A 16309-nucleotide genomic window follows, 5' to 3' on the forward strand; every position below is an offset into this window, starting at 1 on the left:
CATTTGCAACGGCCAAATCTGCCGGTGCAGCGATGCATGGCGGCGTGCTAAGGCATCAGTGAACAACGAGAACAATCGGGAGATATTCGCTCATGGACATCTTGCAGCCGGCCGAGTGGAAAAAACCGCGCGGCTTTTCCCATGGTGTCGTGGTCGAGGGACCGGGCCGCTGGGTGATGCTGGCCGGGCAGACCGGCGGCGACGAGACCGGCAATTACGCGCCTGACATGGCAGCGCAGGTCGGGACCGCGTTGAAGCGGATCATCAAGCTCCTGGGCGAGGCCGGCGCCGGCCCCGAGCATATCGTTCGTCTGACCTGGTACCTGACCAGCCGCAGCGAATATGAGGCAGCCGGGGCCGGCATCGGCACGGCCTGGAAGGAAACGCTGGGGCGCAATTTCCCGCCCTCGACCTTGCTCTACATCGGCGGTCTCGTGGACGACCGGGCCAAGGTCGAGATCGAGGTCACGGCGTTCGTGCCGGGCACATAAAAAATCGACCCGGCGAGATCGCCGGGTCGATTGTCAATCTACTCGTATCGGCTTAGCGCGAGAGCGAGATGTTGGCGCCGCGGAACTGGCTGTCGGCGCGCATCGTGACGTTCTGCTTGTTGCCGGATGTCTTGAGCGAGATGTTGGCGTTGAAGCCGGCGGTGGAGGCGAGCAGCTCATAGTTTCCGCCGGCGCCGCGGCCGGAAAGGGAGCCGCTGATATTGCGGCTGGCCTCGGACCAGCTGCCCGCGATGGCGCTGCCTTCAGCCCTGACGTTGGCGCCGAGGTTGAACTTGTAGGCGTCGCTGGCGCAGGTCAGCGACAACTCCATAGTCGGTCCGATCGGAGCGTATTTGGCCCGGCAGCGGATCCGCTCGGTCGAGCCGTCATCCAGAGTGACCGTGCCTGAGCCGCTCCAGCTGCCGGCCAGCGGGGCGAACGGGCCGGACTGGGCCTTGCTCTCGGAGTTGGCAATTCCGGCCGCAAACATAACGGCGGCCGCGATCAGCAACCGCCGGCCCAGACCGTTCGTCACGATTTTTCTATTGGCGCGATGCTTCCCACCGCCCGCTGCACGGTATGCCTGCAGATGCTCCATTCCACTTCCCCGATCCGGCGTTGCCGCTGAGTTGACCGTTGGCATATGCACCATTGATCGAAACTTTCACAAGTCCCCCGCTGCCGATGGTGCCGGAAACGTTAGCGCCCGGCGCGGTGATCTTGCCGTCGGCAACCGTCAGCAAGGAGCTTGCAGTCGGCTCACAGGAACCGCTCTTGGTCACGATGGTGACCTGCCAGTTGCCGTCATAGGGAGTCTGGGCGAAAGCGGGCGCGGCGAGGGTGAAAACTGAAGCGGCACAGAACGCCGCAATGCGAGCAAAACGCATAAAATCCGTCCTTGAATTTGTCTGATATGCTGACCCTTATTCGGGCCAAATGTGACGGAAATTTGGTGCGGTGCCAAATCGAAAATTGTTCCTGTGGGAACAATGGTTTATTTGGGTTTCCGGCTGCAATTTTGGAAGCAGAATCAACGAGCCCTCACGTTAAGGGTAAACGTCAGGACAGCGACTCAGGAAAGGGGCTTAGGAAAGGGGCTTTAGGAAAGACTTGGCGCCGAGGTCGCGAACTGCTCGTCCTGAGTCTTGGACGGCAGCGCCTTGTGGACCTTGGCGTAATCGATCACGTCGGCCAGCAATTTGAGCCCGAGCGGGGCCAGCGCGCGCTCCCATAGCTCCCGCGCCGTCTCGCCCTTCTTGACGAAGCACCACTCCTGGGCCGCGATGGCGCCGGCGTCCATGCGGTCGGCGAGGTGATAGATCGTGCCGCCGGCGATCGGATCGCCTTCCTTGATGGTCCATTCCACGGCCGCCTTGCCGCGGTGACGCGGCAGCAGCGAGGGATGATAGCCGATCCCGCCCAGCTTCGCGGCCTCGAGCGCGTCCTTGCCGATCCGGGCGTGGCTGTGCGCGGTGACGATCAGATCGGTGTCGGGGGCGATCTCGGAGGCCACCACCAGTTTGGGGTTGGCCTGGACCACGACCCCGATGCCTGCCGCCTTCGCTGTCGCGGCGAGACGATCCTCGGCGTCGGCCACCACGACCCGCACGATCGAGACACCGTGCTCCCGGAGCATGTTCAGGGTGGTCACGCCGAAATGGCGGGAGCCGACGAGGGTAATGCGCATGGGTGTCCGATCCGTCTCGCAACTGCGTCATCTCCCGATAACACGTCCGGAGGTCCTGTCACCACCCGCGCCGGGTTTGCGCCGGTTATCAACAATGCACCGGGCGAGGGGTGCGCGATCAACTCCGCGATTGCGGCGTCGGCCGGTCCGGTGCTTCCATGCGCGCATGGCATCGGCTCGGAGCGAACGCATGCGGAGCGCGTGGTTTGTCCTTCTCGCGGCCCCGGTCGTAACCGTTGCGGCGCGCGCTGGCGGACCACCCTATCCGGCGGTTCCGCCCGAGGTTGGGGTGGCACCGTTCATCGGCCCGACCTGGGACACCTATCGCTGCGCGGAAGGGCCGGTCATCAATTTTGATCACGGCGCCTATTACGGCCAGGAGCCGCCGGCACTCTATCGCGGCTACGCGTACCGGCCGCATTACCGCTACAGCGCCTACCGTAGGCTGCCGCGCAAATATTTTTGCGTTTCGGACTAGCGTGGCCGCGCCACCACGGTCGGGCGGCAAGTGGAGATAGGCCGGTTCCTGTGTTTCGTTTTTAGCAGAGTGATCCAGGATTTGCCGGTAGAACGTGGACCCACCGGGGCTGGCGACATTTCAACCCGCATCCGTTTTCGAACCCGGATTTGGCCGCTGGCGTAATTGCCAGCGGCTTTTTCGTGCTCGGCCATCACGAAATCATCTGACGGTAACATGATCTCAACCAGCTTGGCGTATCGACGAATCCGTCGCGGATTTGTATTGCGTACCGCGACACCGAGATTGTCCCGCCGGCGTGGGTGCGCCGTGCGGGCTTTTTCGCCGGGACCTATTTCATGCCGAGCGCGATTGAGCAGATCGTCGACGTCTATGTCCGACTGAAGAACCGGCGCGGCCTCGACGAGCTGATGATGCACAGACAGCGGCTTGCGGTCGATCTGAAGAGCAGATCCGGCTACGATTTCAGCCTGCCGATCGGCCAGATCGACGAGGAGATCGCGATCATCGAAGCCGGCCTCAGCCGGCTCAAGTCGGGCGATATCGCAGCGACGGATGACGGCCGGCCAGTTTGACGCTCAGTCGCGCCGGCCGCCGTCGATGACGGTGAACAACGGCCGCGCCGAGGTCGGCTCGACCAGCAATTCCTCTACCAGCGCGGTCGCCGCATCGACATATTTGCGCGTCGGCTTGTCGAGGGGGCGCGTGGCCTCGTCGTCGAGCGCGACCTTTGCGGCCTCGACCAGCTTGCGCATTCGCGCCGCGTGGTCATCGCCCGCCGTCAGCGTCGCGCGGGCCAGCGAGCGCAGCACGAACAGCTCGCCCTCGAGGCGGAGCAAACGGTCGTTGAGCCTGGTGAGGACGGCGTTGAGGTCGGCCATGGCGCGCGTTCGTTGCGGAAGATCCATCCTGCTCTAGCGGCGATCGGTGAACGGAGTCCAAACGGCATCGGCGCAATTGGGGCGATCTCCCCCTCAAGTCTCGGTCCGCGCCACATAGTCGCGTGCGAAGGCGAGATACCAGTCGAGGCAGGCGGGATTGGCCATCGCCTCCCGGTTGATGACCTTCTCGACGGGCTGGCCGAGCAGCAGCTTCTTGATCGGCAGTTCCTGCTTCTTGCCCGAGAGCGTGCGCGGAATTTCGGCGACCGCAAGAATCTCGTTGGGCAGGAAACGGCGCGAGAGGCCGGCCTCGATCGCCTTGTTGATCTTCGCCTGCATTGCGCCGTCGAAGGCGACGCCTTCGCGCAGCACCACGAACAGCGGCATGTAGCTGTCACGGCCGAGATATTCGAGATCGACGACGAGGGAATCCAGCACCTCGGGCAGGGCCTCGATCGCGGAATAGAGTTCGCTCGTGCCCATGCGCAGGCCATGCCGGTTGATGGTGGCATCGCTGCGGCCATAGATGATGCAGGAGCCGTCCGGGTCGACCTTGAGCCAGTCGCCATGCCGCCACACCGGCCCGCGGCCGCTGCCGTCGAAATTGTCCGGATAGGTCTCGAAATAGCTCGCCCGATAGCGCGCATCGCCCTTGTCGTTCCAGAAATAGAGCGGCATCGACGGCATCGGCTCGGTGCAGACGAGCTCGCCGACCTCGCCGATGACGGCGCGGCCCTGTTCGTCGAAGGCTTCCACGGCAGCACCCAGCAGACGGCACTGCATCGCGCCCGGCGTCTGCGGCAGTTCGCGATTTCCGCCAATGAAGGCGCCGGCGAAATCGGTGCCGCCGGAGATGTTGGCCCACCAGATATCGGCCTGCGCCTTGCTGCCGTTGGCTTTCGAGAGCGCCGCGAAGCGGTCGTTGAACCACGCTTGCGTGTCGGCGCTCAGCGGAGAGCCGGTCGAGCCGAGACATCGAAGCTGTGAGAGATCACCGGCGGCGGCGAGATCGATCTCGGCCTTGACGCAGTTGGCGAAGAACGCGGCGCCCGCACCGAAGAAGGTCGCTTTCGACTGCGCGACGAAGCGCCACAGTGTGGTCCAGTCCGGCTTGTCTCTGGCGCCGCCGGGGCTGCCGTCGAAGATGCAGCAGGTGGTGCCGCTGAGCAGGCCGCCGACCTGGCTGTTCCACATGATCCAGCCGGTCGAAGAGTACCAGTGATAGCGCTCGCCGAACGAGTTCTCGTGGTATGAGCAGCCGAGATCGTTGTGCAATCCCAGCAGCGCCAGCACCACGATGACGATGCCGCCATGGCCGTGCACGATCGGCTTCGGCAGGCCGGTGGTACCGCTGGAATAGACGATCCAGAGCGGATGATCGAACGGCAGCCAGACCGGCTCGAACGCGTCGATCTCCGCGCCCGTTGTTGCGACGATCTCGGAGAGCAGGGCGTCCGCCGCTGCGGGCGCGACGGCCTCGCTGTGCAGGATGACGTGCTCGACCGTCGGCAGCGATCGCCGCAGCTCGGCGAGGACGTCTTTGCGATCGTGCCGGCGGCCGGCATAGGTGACGGCGTCGCAGGCAATCAGCACTTTGGGTTCGATCTGCTTGAAGCGGTCGATCACGGCAGGCGCGGCCATATCGGGCGCGCACACGCTCCAGACCGCGCCGATGCTGGCGCTCGCCAGGAATGCGATGATGGTCTCGGGGATGTTGGGCAGATAGGCGGCGACGCGGTCGCCGGGCTTGATGCCTTTTGCTTTCAGGTGCAGCGCGAGCGCGGCCGCCTTGCGCCGCAGCTCCGGCCAGCTCGTCTCGTAAAGCTTGCCGTCCTCGCCGCAGCTGACGATCGCGGGCAGGCCGGCGGCGTCAGCCGCATCCACATGGCGGAACACCTGCCGGGCATAGTTGACCTGGGCGCCAGGAAACCAGATCGCGCCGGGCATCTTGCGCTCCGTGATCACCGCCGCAAACGGCGTGGGCGATTGCAGATCGTAATAGTCCCAGATGCTGTGCCAGAACCCGTCGAGATCGCGCACCGACCATTGTCGCATGTCTTCGTAGGTCGCGAAGGTGAGGCCGCGCTGCTCGGCGAGCCAGTTGCGGTAGAGGGCGATCTGGGGAACGAAGGGTGAGGTCATTGCGGATCGATTTTGATTGCAGGGAGAGGAGTGTAGCCGGCGATGGAACGAAGTAGAAGTCGCAGTTCGCGCAGCCGCGTCTGGCTCGCCAAATCCGGGCGATCGCCTTTGAGCCACCAGAAGTTGCCATTTCGCCGGGAACGCGTATGCACTGCGTCTGGGATCATAGTGTGAGACATTCAAATGACGATGGAGCTGAGGGGCGCGAGTGGTGAGGGATTTGCGACGGTTGGCGCTGATGGTCGCGTGCTGGATTCCTGGTTTCCTCGGCTGCGCCTGGTTGTGGCGGCCGACAAGGCCGTGACGGTACGGCTGACGAGCGACGAGATCGTCAGATCGTTGGGTGCATCGGCGGACGGATATGCGCGACACGATGATATCCGCGATGTCGAGATCGTTTCCATTCGTACAGAAATTCACTCTCTTGCATCTGCGCCGACTGATGTGCACGACGCGTATCTTCGACTTCATCTCCTGAGCCACCGGCTCGTCCAGCCCCATTGCCTGAATCTTGAAGGAATTTTCGGTCTTTTGCCCAACGTTGCCTGGACGACACTCGGTCCCTGTGAATGCTCTCGTGTCCCGGAAGCGCGAATGGTGGCGCGAAAGCGTGCCCTCGCGTTTGAGGTGGCAGGCATCGATAAGTTTCCGCGCATGACGGATTATGTGACGCCTGCGGACGTGAGAATTGCAGATGCGGACCGTGTAAGGCTCGGAGCCTACCTGGCGCCGGGCACAACCGTCATGCATGAGGGCTTTTGCAATTTCAACGCCGGTACGCTCGGCCCCTGCATGGTCGAGGGCCGCATTAGCGCCGGTGTGGTTGTGGGAAGCGGCAGCGACGTTGGCGGCGGAGCATCGATCATGGGCACTCTGTCCGGAGGAGGGAAAGAGAGGGTCACAGTTGGTGAGCGCTGCCTGATCGGAGCCAACGCCGGCATCGGCATTTCATTGGGTGACGATTGTATCGTCGAAGCCGGCTGTTATGTCACGGCGGGGGCGCGCATCCTTCTGGAAGATGGCCGAATCCTGAAAGCCAGAGAACTATCAGGCCAGAAGGGCCTTCTGTTTCGTCGTAATTCCCAGAGCGGTGCGATCGAGGCAACCAAACGTACGCCAAATTGGGAGGGCCTCAACGCGCAACTTCACAGCTAGGCCACGACGGCCGCAGCGTTGCTCCCTGGCCGCCGTCGCAGAACAGCCTCAGCTTGCCCGCTTCGTCGGTTGGCCTACCACGGCACCCCGGCCCAGCGCCTTCCGAACACGGGTGGCTTGGTCTTCACCGCTTCCCAGCCGAAGAAATGGTGCTTGCCGGACCAGGTGTGCACCACGCCGCTGCAGATCCTGCACTTGAAGCTGCCGGAATGCACTTCTGCGTGCTCCTCCCTTGTCGCGGTGTAGTTCATGCCGCAACCCGCGCAGGTGAATTCTTCGATCGTCCAGATGGTATTGGCCATTGCACCGAAAGTGGTTTGGGGGACCTCGATGGAAGCGTAGGTGCGCGCCTTTGCATCGGCGTAAACCGGTTGGACGAAATCCGGTTAACCGTCGTTAATGCTCCGCATGTCGCGGTCGATGCGCATCTGTACGCGCCTGATGGCGAGCAACGGCAGCCTGCCTTGCACGCGCCCGGAGCGGGCCCTGTCGCCGACGGCATAGGCGTAGCGCCAATAGCCCGGTGCGGCGTTTGGCTTCAGGGAAAAGTGGATGCCGCGGTGAATTCCCGCATGTGCGACGGGCTCTCTGGGGCGGCGTGCCATCGTCTCGGAATGCCGAATGGCCCGATGCGTTCCTAATCACCGGCTCGGGCCGGCTCGGTCGTCTTGACGCCGGGTGCGCGGCTGGCAATAACGCTGGGCCGCGCAAGTGCCGGAACCCGCGTCAATGCCGCAAGGAAAGCCGTGCCCGTGAAAAGTCTGCGTCAGCTCCTGACGGGCGAGGACATCATCCAGCTCGTGATCCGCGTCGGCCTGCTCGGCCTGCTGATCATCTGGACCTTCCTGATCATCCGCCCCTTCGTGCCGATCCTTGCCTGGAGCGGCGTGCTCGCGGTTGCCTTCTACCCGGCCTTCAGCTGGGTCGCGAAGATCCTGGGCGGCCGGCCCAAGACCGCAGCGGCGATCCTGACCCTGATCACGCTCGGCATCGTCATCGGTCCTGCGACCTGGCTCGGCATCAGTGCAGTGGACGGCGTGCGCGAACTGGCGCACCAGCTCGGCACCGGCGACCTCGCGCTTCAATCGGCGCCGGAGCAGCTGAAGTCGTGGCCGGTCGTTGGCCCCTGGCTATTCGAGCTCTGGGAGCAGGCCTACAACAACATCCGCGCGGTGCTGCGCGAGGTGGCGCCGTATCTCCAGCCGCTGGCGGGACCGCTCTTGTCGCTCGCGGGCGATGCAGGCGTCGGCACGCTCCAGTTCTTGGTCTCGGTATTCGTGGCCGGCTTCCTGTTTCCGCACGGGCCGAGGCTGGTTGCGGCCGGCCGCGGTTTCCTGTTTCGCATCGTGCCCGAACAGAGCGAGCATTTCCTGGGGCTCGCGGGCGCGACCATCCGCGCCGTGGCGCAAGGCGTGATCGGCGTCGCGATCGTGCAGGCATTGCTCGCCGGCATCGGCTTCAAGCTTGCCGCGGTGCCGAGCGCAGGCCTGCTCGCCTTCATCGTGCTGCTGCTCTCGATCGTGCAGATCGGCGCCTTCCTGGTGCTGCTGCCGGTGATCATCTGGATCTGGACCGCCAAGGACGTCACTACCGCGCTGCTGCTCACCGTGTTTCTCGTCGTCGTCGGCTTCCTCGACACCATGTTGAAGCCGCTGGTGATGGGGCGCGGCCTGACCACGCCGACCATCGTCATCTTCGTCGGCGTGATTGGCGGCACGCTCGCCCACGGCATCGTCGGGCTGTTCATCGGCCCCATCATCCTGTCGGTGGCCTGGGAGATGATGATGGCCTGGATCAGGACGGAGGACCGGGCAGAGGCGGGGTCGAGGGCGGGGACGGCGGCGGGCGAGGGCTGATCCGGCGCCTCGAACGGCGGGATCGGCCTGCCGGGTTCAATCAGACCTGGCGGCGTTGCCCCATATGATCAAGATCGATCCCGAACTTGTCTATCGGACTAGACAAGTTACCATGGGCTCGATTCTATTTTCGATTACGGCGGACATGGCGAAGTCTTCCAAACTGGTTGCCGCCAAGCGCGGCAAGGTCTTGTTGGTCAGACGGCGGTCGGACGGCCTGTGGATGTTTCCGGGCGGCCGCAAGCGGGCGCGCGAATCCGACAAGGACTGCCTGCGGCGGGAAATCAAGGAAGAGCTGCCCAAGCTGAAGCTCGGCCGGATCAGCCTCTGGAAGGAAGTGACGACCAGGAACAAGCGCTCCGGCCGCAAGATGAGCGACGCGATCTTCATCGCCAAGGGCGCCAAGGGCAGGCTCGCGATCGGCGACAAGCACGAGATTGATCGCGCCGTCTGGCAGAAGCCGCGCGGCATCCGCCTGACGCCGACCTCGCGCTACATCCGCGACCGCCTGTTTCCGCGGAAGCGCGGGTGAGCTAGTCCCCGTCGTCCTCCGATGAGAGCTGTATCCGCCCGGTGTGGGCCCGCGAAAAATTGGCGCGCGCTTGCGGCGCGGAGATCCTGGCCATTTCGGTTTCGCGCTGCTCCTTGCGAGCCTGGCGCGCGCGCTTCATGGCCTGCTTGACCTGAGGGTTCGGCGAATCCTCCGCGAAGAACAGCACCACCTCGCAGCTCGGACATTGCCTGGAATAGCCGTCCTGCAACCGTCCCGCGCGGTCGCGGAACACGGTCTTGCAGCGCGTGCACTGAATCTGGACGAAACTCATGCGCGGTCGATCGACAATGACTGATGGAAATGGATCGTCAGGTGATCCCAAATGTCTGAAGAAAGCTTGAACGCGTCGGCGACCTCAAGCCGCTTGAAACAGCCGCCTATTGCTTGGCCGCTATCGTGTCCAGGCAATGGTTGAGATAGACGGTGCGATCCCTGGGCAGCACCTTCTCGAGATCCGCCTTCAGCGCACATTCGCGCTGCCGCATCTGCTCGGCCCTCCGCTTCTCGGCCGCCTCGCGATATTCGGGAGCAACCTTGTTGGGATCGACGAGAGCCTGCGAGCGGGCGGGAGTCGTCAGGGCGAGTGCAATGGCGGTGATGATCATGAACTGTTTCAAATGAGCCTCCGTAAAAGGCTCATCCTAGCGCTCGGGCTGCGAGAGCTCAAACGGCAAGTTCGGCGAGACCACCGGCAGCGAAGTTGATTTCATCTACCTGAAGTTGGGACCCGTGAAGTCCCTCACTTCGGGACGTGGTCGATCTTGTGGCCGAGATGCCCGGTGTCGTGATCGCGTCGCAACTGGCTGAGCGATGTCTCGTTCAGCTGGTGCAGGACCTCGCTGAGTTCAGTCGTATCCGGATAACCGGCAGCAAAACCCTTGCCGTAGATCTTGCGCAACGTACCGACCAGCGTGTTGCCGTGCTTCTTGCTGATCGCGCCATCCTTGTCGCGGTGGCGATGATCCAGGCCCGTGTCCTTCATGGCTTTCTCCCTGAGTGGCGTCTGCGCGCCTGGAGAGAGCGTGCTCCCAAACGAGTTGATTGGCAACGGCACGGCGTGCGGCAGTTGAGCCTCGTCAAGGTGTGGAAAGATCGAAGGACGTGTGAAGCAGTTCACAAGCGATGGCCGAGATCGCTGCTACGAAGGCCTCATTGCTTCACCAATTGATATTTTGAAAACGCCCCAGCGCTCCACCAGGCGCTGGGGTTTTCACGTCGATCGTTGCAACCGCCAGAGCGCGCGACGCGCGGTCGGTCGGGTGCTTTCCGAATGATGCCCAAGGCGGGCGGACTACGCGGCTTGCTCCTCGAACGAGGTGTAGACTTGGCCCCCTGGACCAATCACCTGAACGCCCCAGCACCCGTCGGCGATAAGTTCCTTGGCCTTCTTGAGGGCGGCGGTGAGTGACAGCCGCTTGAGGCTGACGATTCCTGCCGTGTCGAAACCGCTGATTTCAAACATGCCGCTCCTCCCTGTTTTGTCGAATCCTACACTTTTTGAGCGGGTTGTCTCGCGGCTTTTGGGGCAGGGGCCGGCGCACGAACACACGCTGGCCAAAATCGCGAAAACAACCCCATGCACAGTAGCTAAGTCCTGCTGGCGCAACGCTTTCTTTTTGGCACACGGCGGTCTTGCATCCGGCGGAGACGCCGGTTGACGCGTCGGGCAAAACAGGCGTAGTGTGCCAACTTCGGAAAATCCGCTTCGGGCCGAGGCGGCGTCCCGGGCTCGGGAGGAGCTCTCGCATCGGCCTGCGAGTTATGTCTGTCGCACGACCCCGTAGTCGGCCGGGGCGGCGGGGTCTGCGGCAGGCCGCGGCCGCTAACGTGAAATTAAGCTGAAAAGCCGACAATTTTAGACAGTTGTAGATGGGTGCTGCGTAAGGGAGCCGTCGCGAGGACGTTCCGGCGACGGCTTCCTGTTGCTCGCTCATTTGGGGTCAATGCCATGACCGCGACTTTCGAAACGCAAGGCCTTGTCGAACAGCTCGACCCTGCCGCACTGGCTGCGGCCATCGCCGCCGACGAACCCGCAAGCTTGGACGCTCCAGAACCCGTCAAGCGGTCCAGCCGGACGTCGGTTATGACGCTGTCGGTGTGTGCGCTGGCCATCAACGGCGCGGCGGCGATCTACACATGGCCGTCCGGCTTGCCGTCGCTCAATCTGAGCAGCCTGGCTGAGTTGCTACCGCGGCAAGAGGCTTCAGCGCCAAAGCCGGATCCGGTTGTCGCTGCCTTGAAGGATATTCAGTCGACCCAGCAGCAACACACGGCTTCGCTGCAGGAGAGCAACCAGGCATTGCAACAAAACGCGGCTGTGCTGCAGGCGGATTCGATGGTGCTGCTTTCGCTGCGACAGAGCATCACGGACGAACGGGTCGATGTGAGGAAGGTATCTTCGCAGCTGTCCACACTGATTGCGAAGATCGACTCGCTGCAAAATGCCATGATGTCGGACGTCACGTCCTCCGTTCGACGAGCGCATGCGCGCTACGGACTGTCCGCCGCGATCCGTAAGCGGATCGCCCGGCAGTCGAAATCTATCGGGCCAGTTTCGGTGGGAGGAGCTCCGCTGAGCACGCCGGCTACGGTGTCAGCTCCGGAGAGCTGAAGGTAGGTCAGGCAAATCATCTGGGGCTGTGTGCGCCATCGCGGCCGGGTTCGCGTTGACGGGCTGGCGGGCCCTAACCCAGTTTAAGCGGCCGTTGTGCGGCGATGCCTGGTTGGATAGAATAAAGCCTGTGTCAGCGTCAGTTGCGTCCGACGGTCATGATTACGTACAAGCAGTACCATATCGAACGGCTTGAGCACGGGCCCAAGCGCTGGGTTGCTCGCATCACGCGGACAGACGGCCAGAACCTCCGCACGATTTTGCCAGCGTCCGAGCGCCCCTACCTCGATACGAAGCCGACAACGTCCGCCGAGGAAGCTGAGGCGCTTGCCAAGGAAGGCATCGACTTCGGCGGCGTGGTGTAGTCCGTCGTCGCGGTCCTGACTTTCATTCGCGAGCTCGCCGTTGGGGTACGTCCGTCTTCGCAGCGGGCTTTTATCCGAAAACTATTGTGGCTCGGCCGGCTTGTCTCGCTCATGGCTCTCGGCTTCGGCGGCCGCGCACGCATCCATGCCATGGCATTTGCTGAGATAGTACCGAGCGCCTGCGAAGATCGAGCAAACGATCACCACGGAAACCAGCAGGAAGATCATCCACCGTCGATTCAACATTTCCACGACCTTCTGCACCCTCCATCCAACGCGGCCCGTTGGCCTGACCGGCCCAACCAGGCGAGGCGAAAGCTCGACAAGCTCAAATCAGACCTTGCGCTTCGGATTCAGTCGAGCCTCACGCTCCAGCCGCTCGGACTTCAGGCGTTTGAGGTTTTCCTGAAACTCCGGAGTGGCTTGACTGTCCGCTATTGTCTGTCTCGATGCTATCGGATTGAGGGTCCTTCGATCGGCTTCGTCCGCGATTTGTTGCTCGGCCGACCGTTTGGGTTTGATCATTTGCTTTTTGCCTTGAGGCGAGATTGACCAAGCGGGCGCCGGTCAAATCATTTTCGATTTGGCCGATCGCGTCGAACGTTCTGGAATTCCTCGGGTCCCTTGACGAGCCGCCGCTTGCGGCTGGCCTGGTCATCCGGGCTCGCTTTGTTGTCTTTGAGCTTGTCGATCGCTTTACCCGCCATTTCCCGAGCCCGCTCGGACGAGGCCTTGGCGGCAGACGTAACCGCGAGGGCGGGGGCGGGTTTGCCCAAGCCAATATCGACCAGCCGACGGATGGATTCAGAGCGAGCCGGAGTGTCTTCCTGCCGCGACGCCCATGCGTCGATCTGAACGACAGTCGCCTCCGGCCAGCGCGTGCCGATCTGGACGCCCTGACCAGTAGCGGGGCGGCCGCGATGCTTTTTGGCACGAATCTTTTTTGCTGGTTTCATTTTATTTGGTACCAAAAAATCAGGCGGAGGGGAAGGGCGAACTTCCGATAACTGTGCCTGCTTGATCACTGTCACCGCAGTCCCCACGCAACATGTCGATCACAGATTTGAAGTCAGGCGGCGCCCCGTAGAGGGAGCGCCAGTTGTACAGCAAACGGTCGGGAAGCATTGGCCCGGATGAAGGCCTGCAAGGCCGGCGTGATCTCGGCGCGCCCTGTGACGCGCTCGGCCAGCTCGTCAGCGATCTCGCTGGTCGCATCGCGAGCCCGGCCCTCGATCGCGTTGAAGGCGACGATATGGACCGGATAGGCGTACTGCCCGGAGAGCAGGTCGCGGATGATGGCCTCGACGTCGGTGTCCTGCTCGTCGGTCTCCCGCCAGGAGCAGCCGGCGCGCGCGCCCAAGTCTTCCAGCACAAGGTAAATCTCCCGGTCGAGCCTATCCAGCGGCACGATCGACGGCGCATGACGCATGACGCAACTCCTACTCAGGGAGCAATTGCGCTGCTGGCGGATCGTTCCGGCCGTCGGCCGTGCGCCTTGGCGGGTCGGGGGCCAGCCAAGCCGTCACAGTGAGGCAAAGAAAAGAGGCCGCCCACCGGGCGGCCCTTCCCGTTAGCTCGGTGCTCTCAATCCAGGTGAGCTAATCCATTGCTGGAGCTGGAGGGCGGTTTCGCTTATGCGCGCCGCTTTCAGGAGAGTTTCGCGCTTCGCTCCGAGCGGAGCCGCCTCGGCGCGGCGGCGGGCTTCCTCCGCCAATTGAGCAAGTCGCGTTGTCAGGGGAATGGTTTGTTTTTTTCTGGTTGGCATAGGGTGGCTCCGCGTAGGGCGGGAGCACGAGCAGCTCTCAGTCACCGATAGATGCCGTGATGGGCCGGTGATCGAATGACTAGGCGCTTGTTCAGTCAGAATAGATACTGAATTCCGCACCAAAGCTGGGGGTGCGCGCGTACCATAGGCTTTCCTCATGAAAACGCCGCCCGCTTGAAATGAAGCGCAGGCGGCGGCGTTCCAGCCCCGAGAGGGATCAGCAAAATCCCGGACATTCATTTGTCTGAGCCGGCTACATAAAGGTTCACTCCACTGGCAGGAGGCGAAGTCCCGGCCTACACGGGGGAACGACAGGCCGGAGAACGCGCCGAAATCGTAAGAGCTACTGCTTTGTTTGTGATTGTTGCGTTCGGCGGCGCGATGATCGCCGCCGGCTTTATGACGTCTCCAACATCGGCGGGCAAAATGAATGGGAAGCCTGGGGGCGGACGTAACTCGGCGCATTATGATACCCCCAGCAGTGGCACAGCGAAGCCACCGACCGCAACGAAGAAGCCTCCTCAGTGAGCCATCAAAGGGCCCGCCGGCTAAGCCTGGCGGGCCTCATACGTTGGTGCCCATTTTGGGAGGGGCGAAGTCAGGCCGCACATCGGCGCCGCGACTACCGCAGACTTGGCAGATAAACCGCCGTTCAAGATCAGAAAGCCGCAGTTCGTCGGGCCAGCGATCGGCGCTGACCGCGACGTGATGGCCGCAGTGGCACCAGACCATGACGCCGCTTATGCCCATCTCGCGCAGCTCGCCGAAAGTGATCTTGACCGGGCGGCGACTGAAATGAGTGGCGCTATGACGGCGGAGCGAGGCATGCCCCATCAAAACGCGCCTCGATGCAGGCTGCAAATTATCGATTGGTAGGGGCGTCGGTCGGCGGCGAGCTACTGCGGGTCGTGGGTGTGGATAAGCCTCGGCGCTCGATGCGGGCTACTCCAGAGCGACGGTGTCAACTCTCAGGCAGGGGAGGCACCTGTAAGCATACACTGCCGGTAGGTTCACAATCGCAGGCAGCGTCGCGAGGTAGTCCATTCGCCCCCTGCATTTGCGGCAAATGAGGATCGGTGGGCTGCCCCGCTCCTTGCTGCGCGTCATCCGAAATGGTCCAAAAGCCGGCAGGGTAGTTCCCTTTAGACGGCTGCGCATGTCCGGTGGAGTACCGGGGACTATCGGAAATTGGACGTGTACCGTCTGGCGCAGAAGCTCGAACAGCAAAAGCTGATACGCAATGAGCGTGATGGCTGGACATTGACTGCCGGCGGCTAAAAGGAGCTAAACGCTATGAATTGGCGTGGTTCAGGCAAGAACCAACCACCGCCCCCGCCGCACGTTTCCTAAGTGCAGGTTTATCACGTTGGCGGGTTCGCGGTGCTGGAAGATCAGATGTGCGCCTTCACGACCAATTTTGAGCGCGGACGCACCGGCTATTCGCCAGATCGTGTCGACGCGCTGATTGAGCTGAGCGGGCGCAACATTGGACGCGTCCTGCCCGATGACGTTGCTCCTGTTCTCGAAAATGGTCGCCGGGGACTCGGAGCTGTCTCTTCCGGGCGGCGCTTTGTTCTCGGGACGGGAGTTGATGAAAAAGCTGGTAGGCGGATTCCACGTCAAAATTGTTCGTTGGGTCGGTGCTTCGATATCGATTTCTGGTTGCAGCAGGTTGGCATACGCGAAGTTTTGTATTTGGAGAGCAGCGGTCAGCAATAGACAGACCACTCCGAAGAAAGCGATCCAAATTGCTGGAATTTTGTCGCCGCCGTACCAAGCACTGCCGGCAATCCCGCTAAGTAGGATACCCGCAAGGAGCGGCAGCCAGAACACAGCCAACTCGACGCTTCTACTCGCCATCTAGACTCACTCCGAATCAAGGAGTCGATAGTGGCACGATGGAGGCGCACGCTGCACGTGCTCGGCAGCCCTATTTTCCTATGGCGGCAAAAGGGTCCAAGTGGCCCGGAATGCGCCCCGCATGAGCAAGGCTCCGATAAAACCGAAAATTTTAAAGCGGAGTATCTGTTGGTGAGCGCGCTGGGGCTCGAACCCAGGACCCCGTGATTAAAAGTCACGTGCTCTACCGGCTGAGCTACGCGCTCCCATGGCCGCTGATGGCTTTGAAGAGATCGCCATCGTCTTCGGTCATTTGGAAAAGCATGTCTTGCCGCCACATCGACGCAAGCGTTGCGGAAAAACCGGCTGTTTCCGGATCATGCTTTCGGCCCGCGCTGTGTAGGGGGATGGGGCGCGGAGGTCAATAGCTCGGGTGGCTGCCGAAGTTGAAGGCAACAGCGGGAATTCGCTCGCCGTTTCCAATGC

26 protein-coding genes and 1 tRNA gene are annotated in these 16309 nt (G+C 62.5%); 9 read left to right on the plus strand and 18 right to left on the minus strand.

Annotated elements, in window-relative coordinates; translation table 11 throughout:
* The first annotated feature begins 92 nt into the window (after positions 1 to 92).
* Complete coding sequence (locus tag AC0L3K_RS03985) at positions 93 to 491, plus strand: RidA family protein (protein WP_219684152.1); 399 nt, start codon at positions 93 to 95, stop codon at positions 489 to 491.
* 52 nt (positions 492 to 543) lie between these two features.
* On the opposite strand, the gene AC0L3K_RS03990 is transcribed toward AC0L3K_RS03985, so the two are convergent.
* The 3 genes from AC0L3K_RS03990 to AC0L3K_RS04000 form a co-directional block, all read right to left on the minus strand.
* A complete protein-coding gene (locus AC0L3K_RS03990) occupies positions 544 to 1089 on the minus strand; it encodes a hypothetical protein (RefSeq protein WP_007590758.1) in 546 nt (181 codons plus the stop codon).
* Entirely contained in the window at positions 1034 to 1378 is a 345-nt protein-coding gene (locus AC0L3K_RS03995; RefSeq protein WP_007590760.1) for a hypothetical protein, read from the minus strand. The genes AC0L3K_RS03990 and AC0L3K_RS03995 overlap by 56 nt, the downstream gene beginning before the upstream one ends.
* A 212-nt stretch (positions 1379 to 1590) precedes the next feature.
* Positions 1591 to 2178 carry a formyltransferase family protein gene (locus AC0L3K_RS04000; RefSeq protein ID WP_007590762.1) on the minus strand — a complete coding sequence of 196 codons (588 nt, stop codon included), beginning with the start codon at positions 2176 to 2178 and terminating at the stop codon, positions 1591 to 1593.
* A 190-nt stretch (positions 2179 to 2368) separates the two neighbouring features.
* On the opposite strand from AC0L3K_RS04000, the gene AC0L3K_RS04005 reads away from it, so the two are divergent.
* Positions 2369 to 2656 (plus strand): hypothetical protein, encoded by a 288-nt coding sequence (locus AC0L3K_RS04005; protein WP_007590763.1) that lies wholly within the window; start codon positions 2369 to 2371, stop codon positions 2654 to 2656.
* Between the two features lie 338 nt (positions 2657 to 2994).
* A complete protein-coding gene (locus tag AC0L3K_RS04010) occupies positions 2995 to 3231 on the plus strand; it encodes a hypothetical protein (protein WP_026233472.1) in 237 nt (78 codons plus the stop codon).
* Between the two features lie 3 nt (positions 3232 to 3234).
* Here the strand turns inward: AC0L3K_RS04010 and AC0L3K_RS04015 are convergent, their stop codons facing one another.
* Both AC0L3K_RS04015 and AC0L3K_RS04020 read right to left on the minus strand, forming a co-directional pair.
* Entirely contained in the window at positions 3235 to 3537 is a 303-nt protein-coding gene (locus tag AC0L3K_RS04015; protein WP_007590765.1) for a hypothetical protein, read from the minus strand.
* A 93-nt stretch (positions 3538 to 3630) separates the two neighbouring features.
* Positions 3631 to 5679, minus strand: coding sequence for an acetoacetate--CoA ligase (locus AC0L3K_RS04020; RefSeq protein WP_219684151.1), 2049 nt, complete (start codon positions 5677 to 5679; stop codon positions 3631 to 3633).
* A 183-nt stretch (positions 5680 to 5862) separates the two neighbouring features.
* On the opposite strand from AC0L3K_RS04020, the gene dapD reads away from it, so the two are divergent.
* Positions 5863 to 6834: a 2,3,4,5-tetrahydropyridine-2,6-dicarboxylate N-succinyltransferase gene (gene dapD, locus AC0L3K_RS04025; RefSeq protein ID WP_007590771.1), complete on the plus strand. Its 972-nt coding sequence runs from the start codon at positions 5863 to 5865 to the stop codon at positions 6832 to 6834.
* 74 nt (positions 6835 to 6908) lie between these two features.
* Here dapD and AC0L3K_RS04030 read toward each other — a convergent pair whose 3' ends face one another.
* The gene (locus tag AC0L3K_RS04030) at positions 6909 to 7136 is read right to left on the minus strand and encodes a hypothetical protein (RefSeq protein WP_007590775.1); all 228 of its coding nucleotides are present in this window, start codon (positions 7134 to 7136) and stop codon (positions 6909 to 6911) included.
* 84 nt (positions 7137 to 7220) lie between these two features.
* Positions 7221 to 7439, minus strand: coding sequence for a hypothetical protein (locus tag AC0L3K_RS04035; protein ID WP_007590776.1), 219 nt, complete (start codon positions 7437 to 7439; stop codon positions 7221 to 7223).
* Positions 7440 to 7580: 141 nt separating this feature from the next.
* Here AC0L3K_RS04035 and AC0L3K_RS04040 point away from each other — a divergent pair, with 141 nt between their 5' ends.
* Both AC0L3K_RS04040 and AC0L3K_RS04045 read left to right on the plus strand, forming a co-directional pair.
* On the plus strand, positions 7581 to 8690 hold the full coding sequence (locus tag AC0L3K_RS04040; RefSeq protein ID WP_354128844.1) for an AI-2E family transporter: 1110 nt from the start codon (positions 7581 to 7583) through the stop codon (positions 8688 to 8690).
* A 145-nt stretch (positions 8691 to 8835) separates the two neighbouring features.
* The gene (locus AC0L3K_RS04045; RefSeq protein ID WP_219684146.1) at positions 8836 to 9222 is read left to right on the plus strand and encodes an NUDIX hydrolase; all 387 of its coding nucleotides are present in this window, start codon (positions 8836 to 8838) and stop codon (positions 9220 to 9222) included.
* A 1-nt stretch (position 9223) separates the two neighbouring features.
* Here the strand turns inward: AC0L3K_RS04045 and AC0L3K_RS04050 are convergent, their stop codons facing one another.
* The 4 genes from AC0L3K_RS04050 to AC0L3K_RS04065 form a co-directional block, all read right to left on the minus strand.
* Complete coding sequence (locus AC0L3K_RS04050; protein ID WP_219684144.1) at positions 9224 to 9514, minus strand: Zn-ribbon domain-containing protein; 291 nt, start codon at positions 9512 to 9514, stop codon at positions 9224 to 9226.
* Between the two features lie 106 nt (positions 9515 to 9620).
* On the minus strand, positions 9621 to 9848 hold the full coding sequence (locus tag AC0L3K_RS04055; RefSeq protein ID WP_354128853.1) for a hypothetical protein: 228 nt from the start codon (positions 9846 to 9848) through the stop codon (positions 9621 to 9623).
* A gap of 134 nt (positions 9849 to 9982) precedes the next feature.
* Entirely contained in the window at positions 9983 to 10225 is a 243-nt protein-coding gene (locus AC0L3K_RS04060; RefSeq protein ID WP_007590794.1) for a hypothetical protein, read from the minus strand.
* A 309-nt stretch (positions 10226 to 10534) separates the two neighbouring features.
* The gene (locus tag AC0L3K_RS04065; RefSeq protein ID WP_007590796.1) at positions 10535 to 10705 is read right to left on the minus strand and encodes a hypothetical protein; all 171 of its coding nucleotides are present in this window, start codon (positions 10703 to 10705) and stop codon (positions 10535 to 10537) included.
* 486 nt (positions 10706 to 11191) lie between these two features.
* On the opposite strand from AC0L3K_RS04065, the gene AC0L3K_RS04070 reads away from it, so the two are divergent.
* Both AC0L3K_RS04070 and AC0L3K_RS04075 read left to right on the plus strand, forming a co-directional pair.
* Positions 11192 to 11854, plus strand: coding sequence for a hypothetical protein (locus AC0L3K_RS04070; protein WP_219684143.1), 663 nt, complete (start codon positions 11192 to 11194; stop codon positions 11852 to 11854).
* A gap of 158 nt (positions 11855 to 12012) precedes the next feature.
* Positions 12013 to 12219 carry a hypothetical protein gene (locus tag AC0L3K_RS04075; RefSeq protein ID WP_007590800.1) on the plus strand — a complete coding sequence of 69 codons (207 nt, stop codon included), beginning with the start codon at positions 12013 to 12015 and terminating at the stop codon, positions 12217 to 12219.
* A gap of 81 nt (positions 12220 to 12300) precedes the next feature.
* On the opposite strand, the gene AC0L3K_RS04080 is transcribed toward AC0L3K_RS04075, so the two are convergent.
* The 7 genes from AC0L3K_RS04080 to AC0L3K_RS04110 all read right to left on the minus strand — a co-directional run bounded on the left by AC0L3K_RS04080 (position 12301) and on the right by AC0L3K_RS04110 (position 16089).
* Positions 12301 to 12483 carry a hypothetical protein gene (locus tag AC0L3K_RS04080; RefSeq protein ID WP_157158529.1) on the minus strand — a complete coding sequence of 61 codons (183 nt, stop codon included), beginning with the start codon at positions 12481 to 12483 and terminating at the stop codon, positions 12301 to 12303.
* A gap of 69 nt (positions 12484 to 12552) precedes the next feature.
* Positions 12553 to 12744 carry a hypothetical protein gene (locus AC0L3K_RS04085; RefSeq protein WP_007590801.1) on the minus strand — a complete coding sequence of 64 codons (192 nt, stop codon included), beginning with the start codon at positions 12742 to 12744 and terminating at the stop codon, positions 12553 to 12555.
* A gap of 47 nt (positions 12745 to 12791) precedes the next feature.
* On the minus strand, positions 12792 to 13250 hold the full coding sequence (locus AC0L3K_RS04090; protein ID WP_245285851.1) for a hypothetical protein: 459 nt from the start codon (positions 13248 to 13250) through the stop codon (positions 12792 to 12794).
* 38 nt (positions 13251 to 13288) lie between these two features.
* Positions 13289 to 13648, minus strand: coding sequence for a hypothetical protein (locus AC0L3K_RS04095; protein WP_219684142.1), 360 nt, complete (start codon positions 13646 to 13648; stop codon positions 13289 to 13291).
* Between the two features lie 900 nt (positions 13649 to 14548).
* Positions 14549 to 14818, minus strand: a complete 270-nt coding sequence (locus AC0L3K_RS04100; RefSeq protein WP_219684141.1) for a hypothetical protein — start codon at positions 14816 to 14818, stop codon at positions 14549 to 14551.
* A 474-nt stretch (positions 14819 to 15292) separates the two neighbouring features.
* Positions 15293 to 15844, minus strand: a complete 552-nt coding sequence (locus tag AC0L3K_RS04105; RefSeq protein ID WP_473365485.1) for a hypothetical protein — start codon at positions 15842 to 15844, stop codon at positions 15293 to 15295.
* A gap of 169 nt (positions 15845 to 16013) precedes the next feature.
* A tRNA-Lys gene (locus AC0L3K_RS04110) sits at positions 16014 to 16089 on the minus strand.
* A 2-nt stretch (positions 16090 to 16091) separates the two neighbouring features.
* Here AC0L3K_RS04110 and AC0L3K_RS04115 point away from each other — a divergent pair.
* A complete protein-coding gene (locus AC0L3K_RS04115; protein WP_256375789.1) occupies positions 16092 to 16226 on the plus strand; it encodes a hypothetical protein in 135 nt (44 codons plus the stop codon).
* Positions 16227 to 16309: the final 83 nt, after the last annotated feature.

It is taken from the genome of Bradyrhizobium sp. MI1.10 (assembly GCF_055811035.1).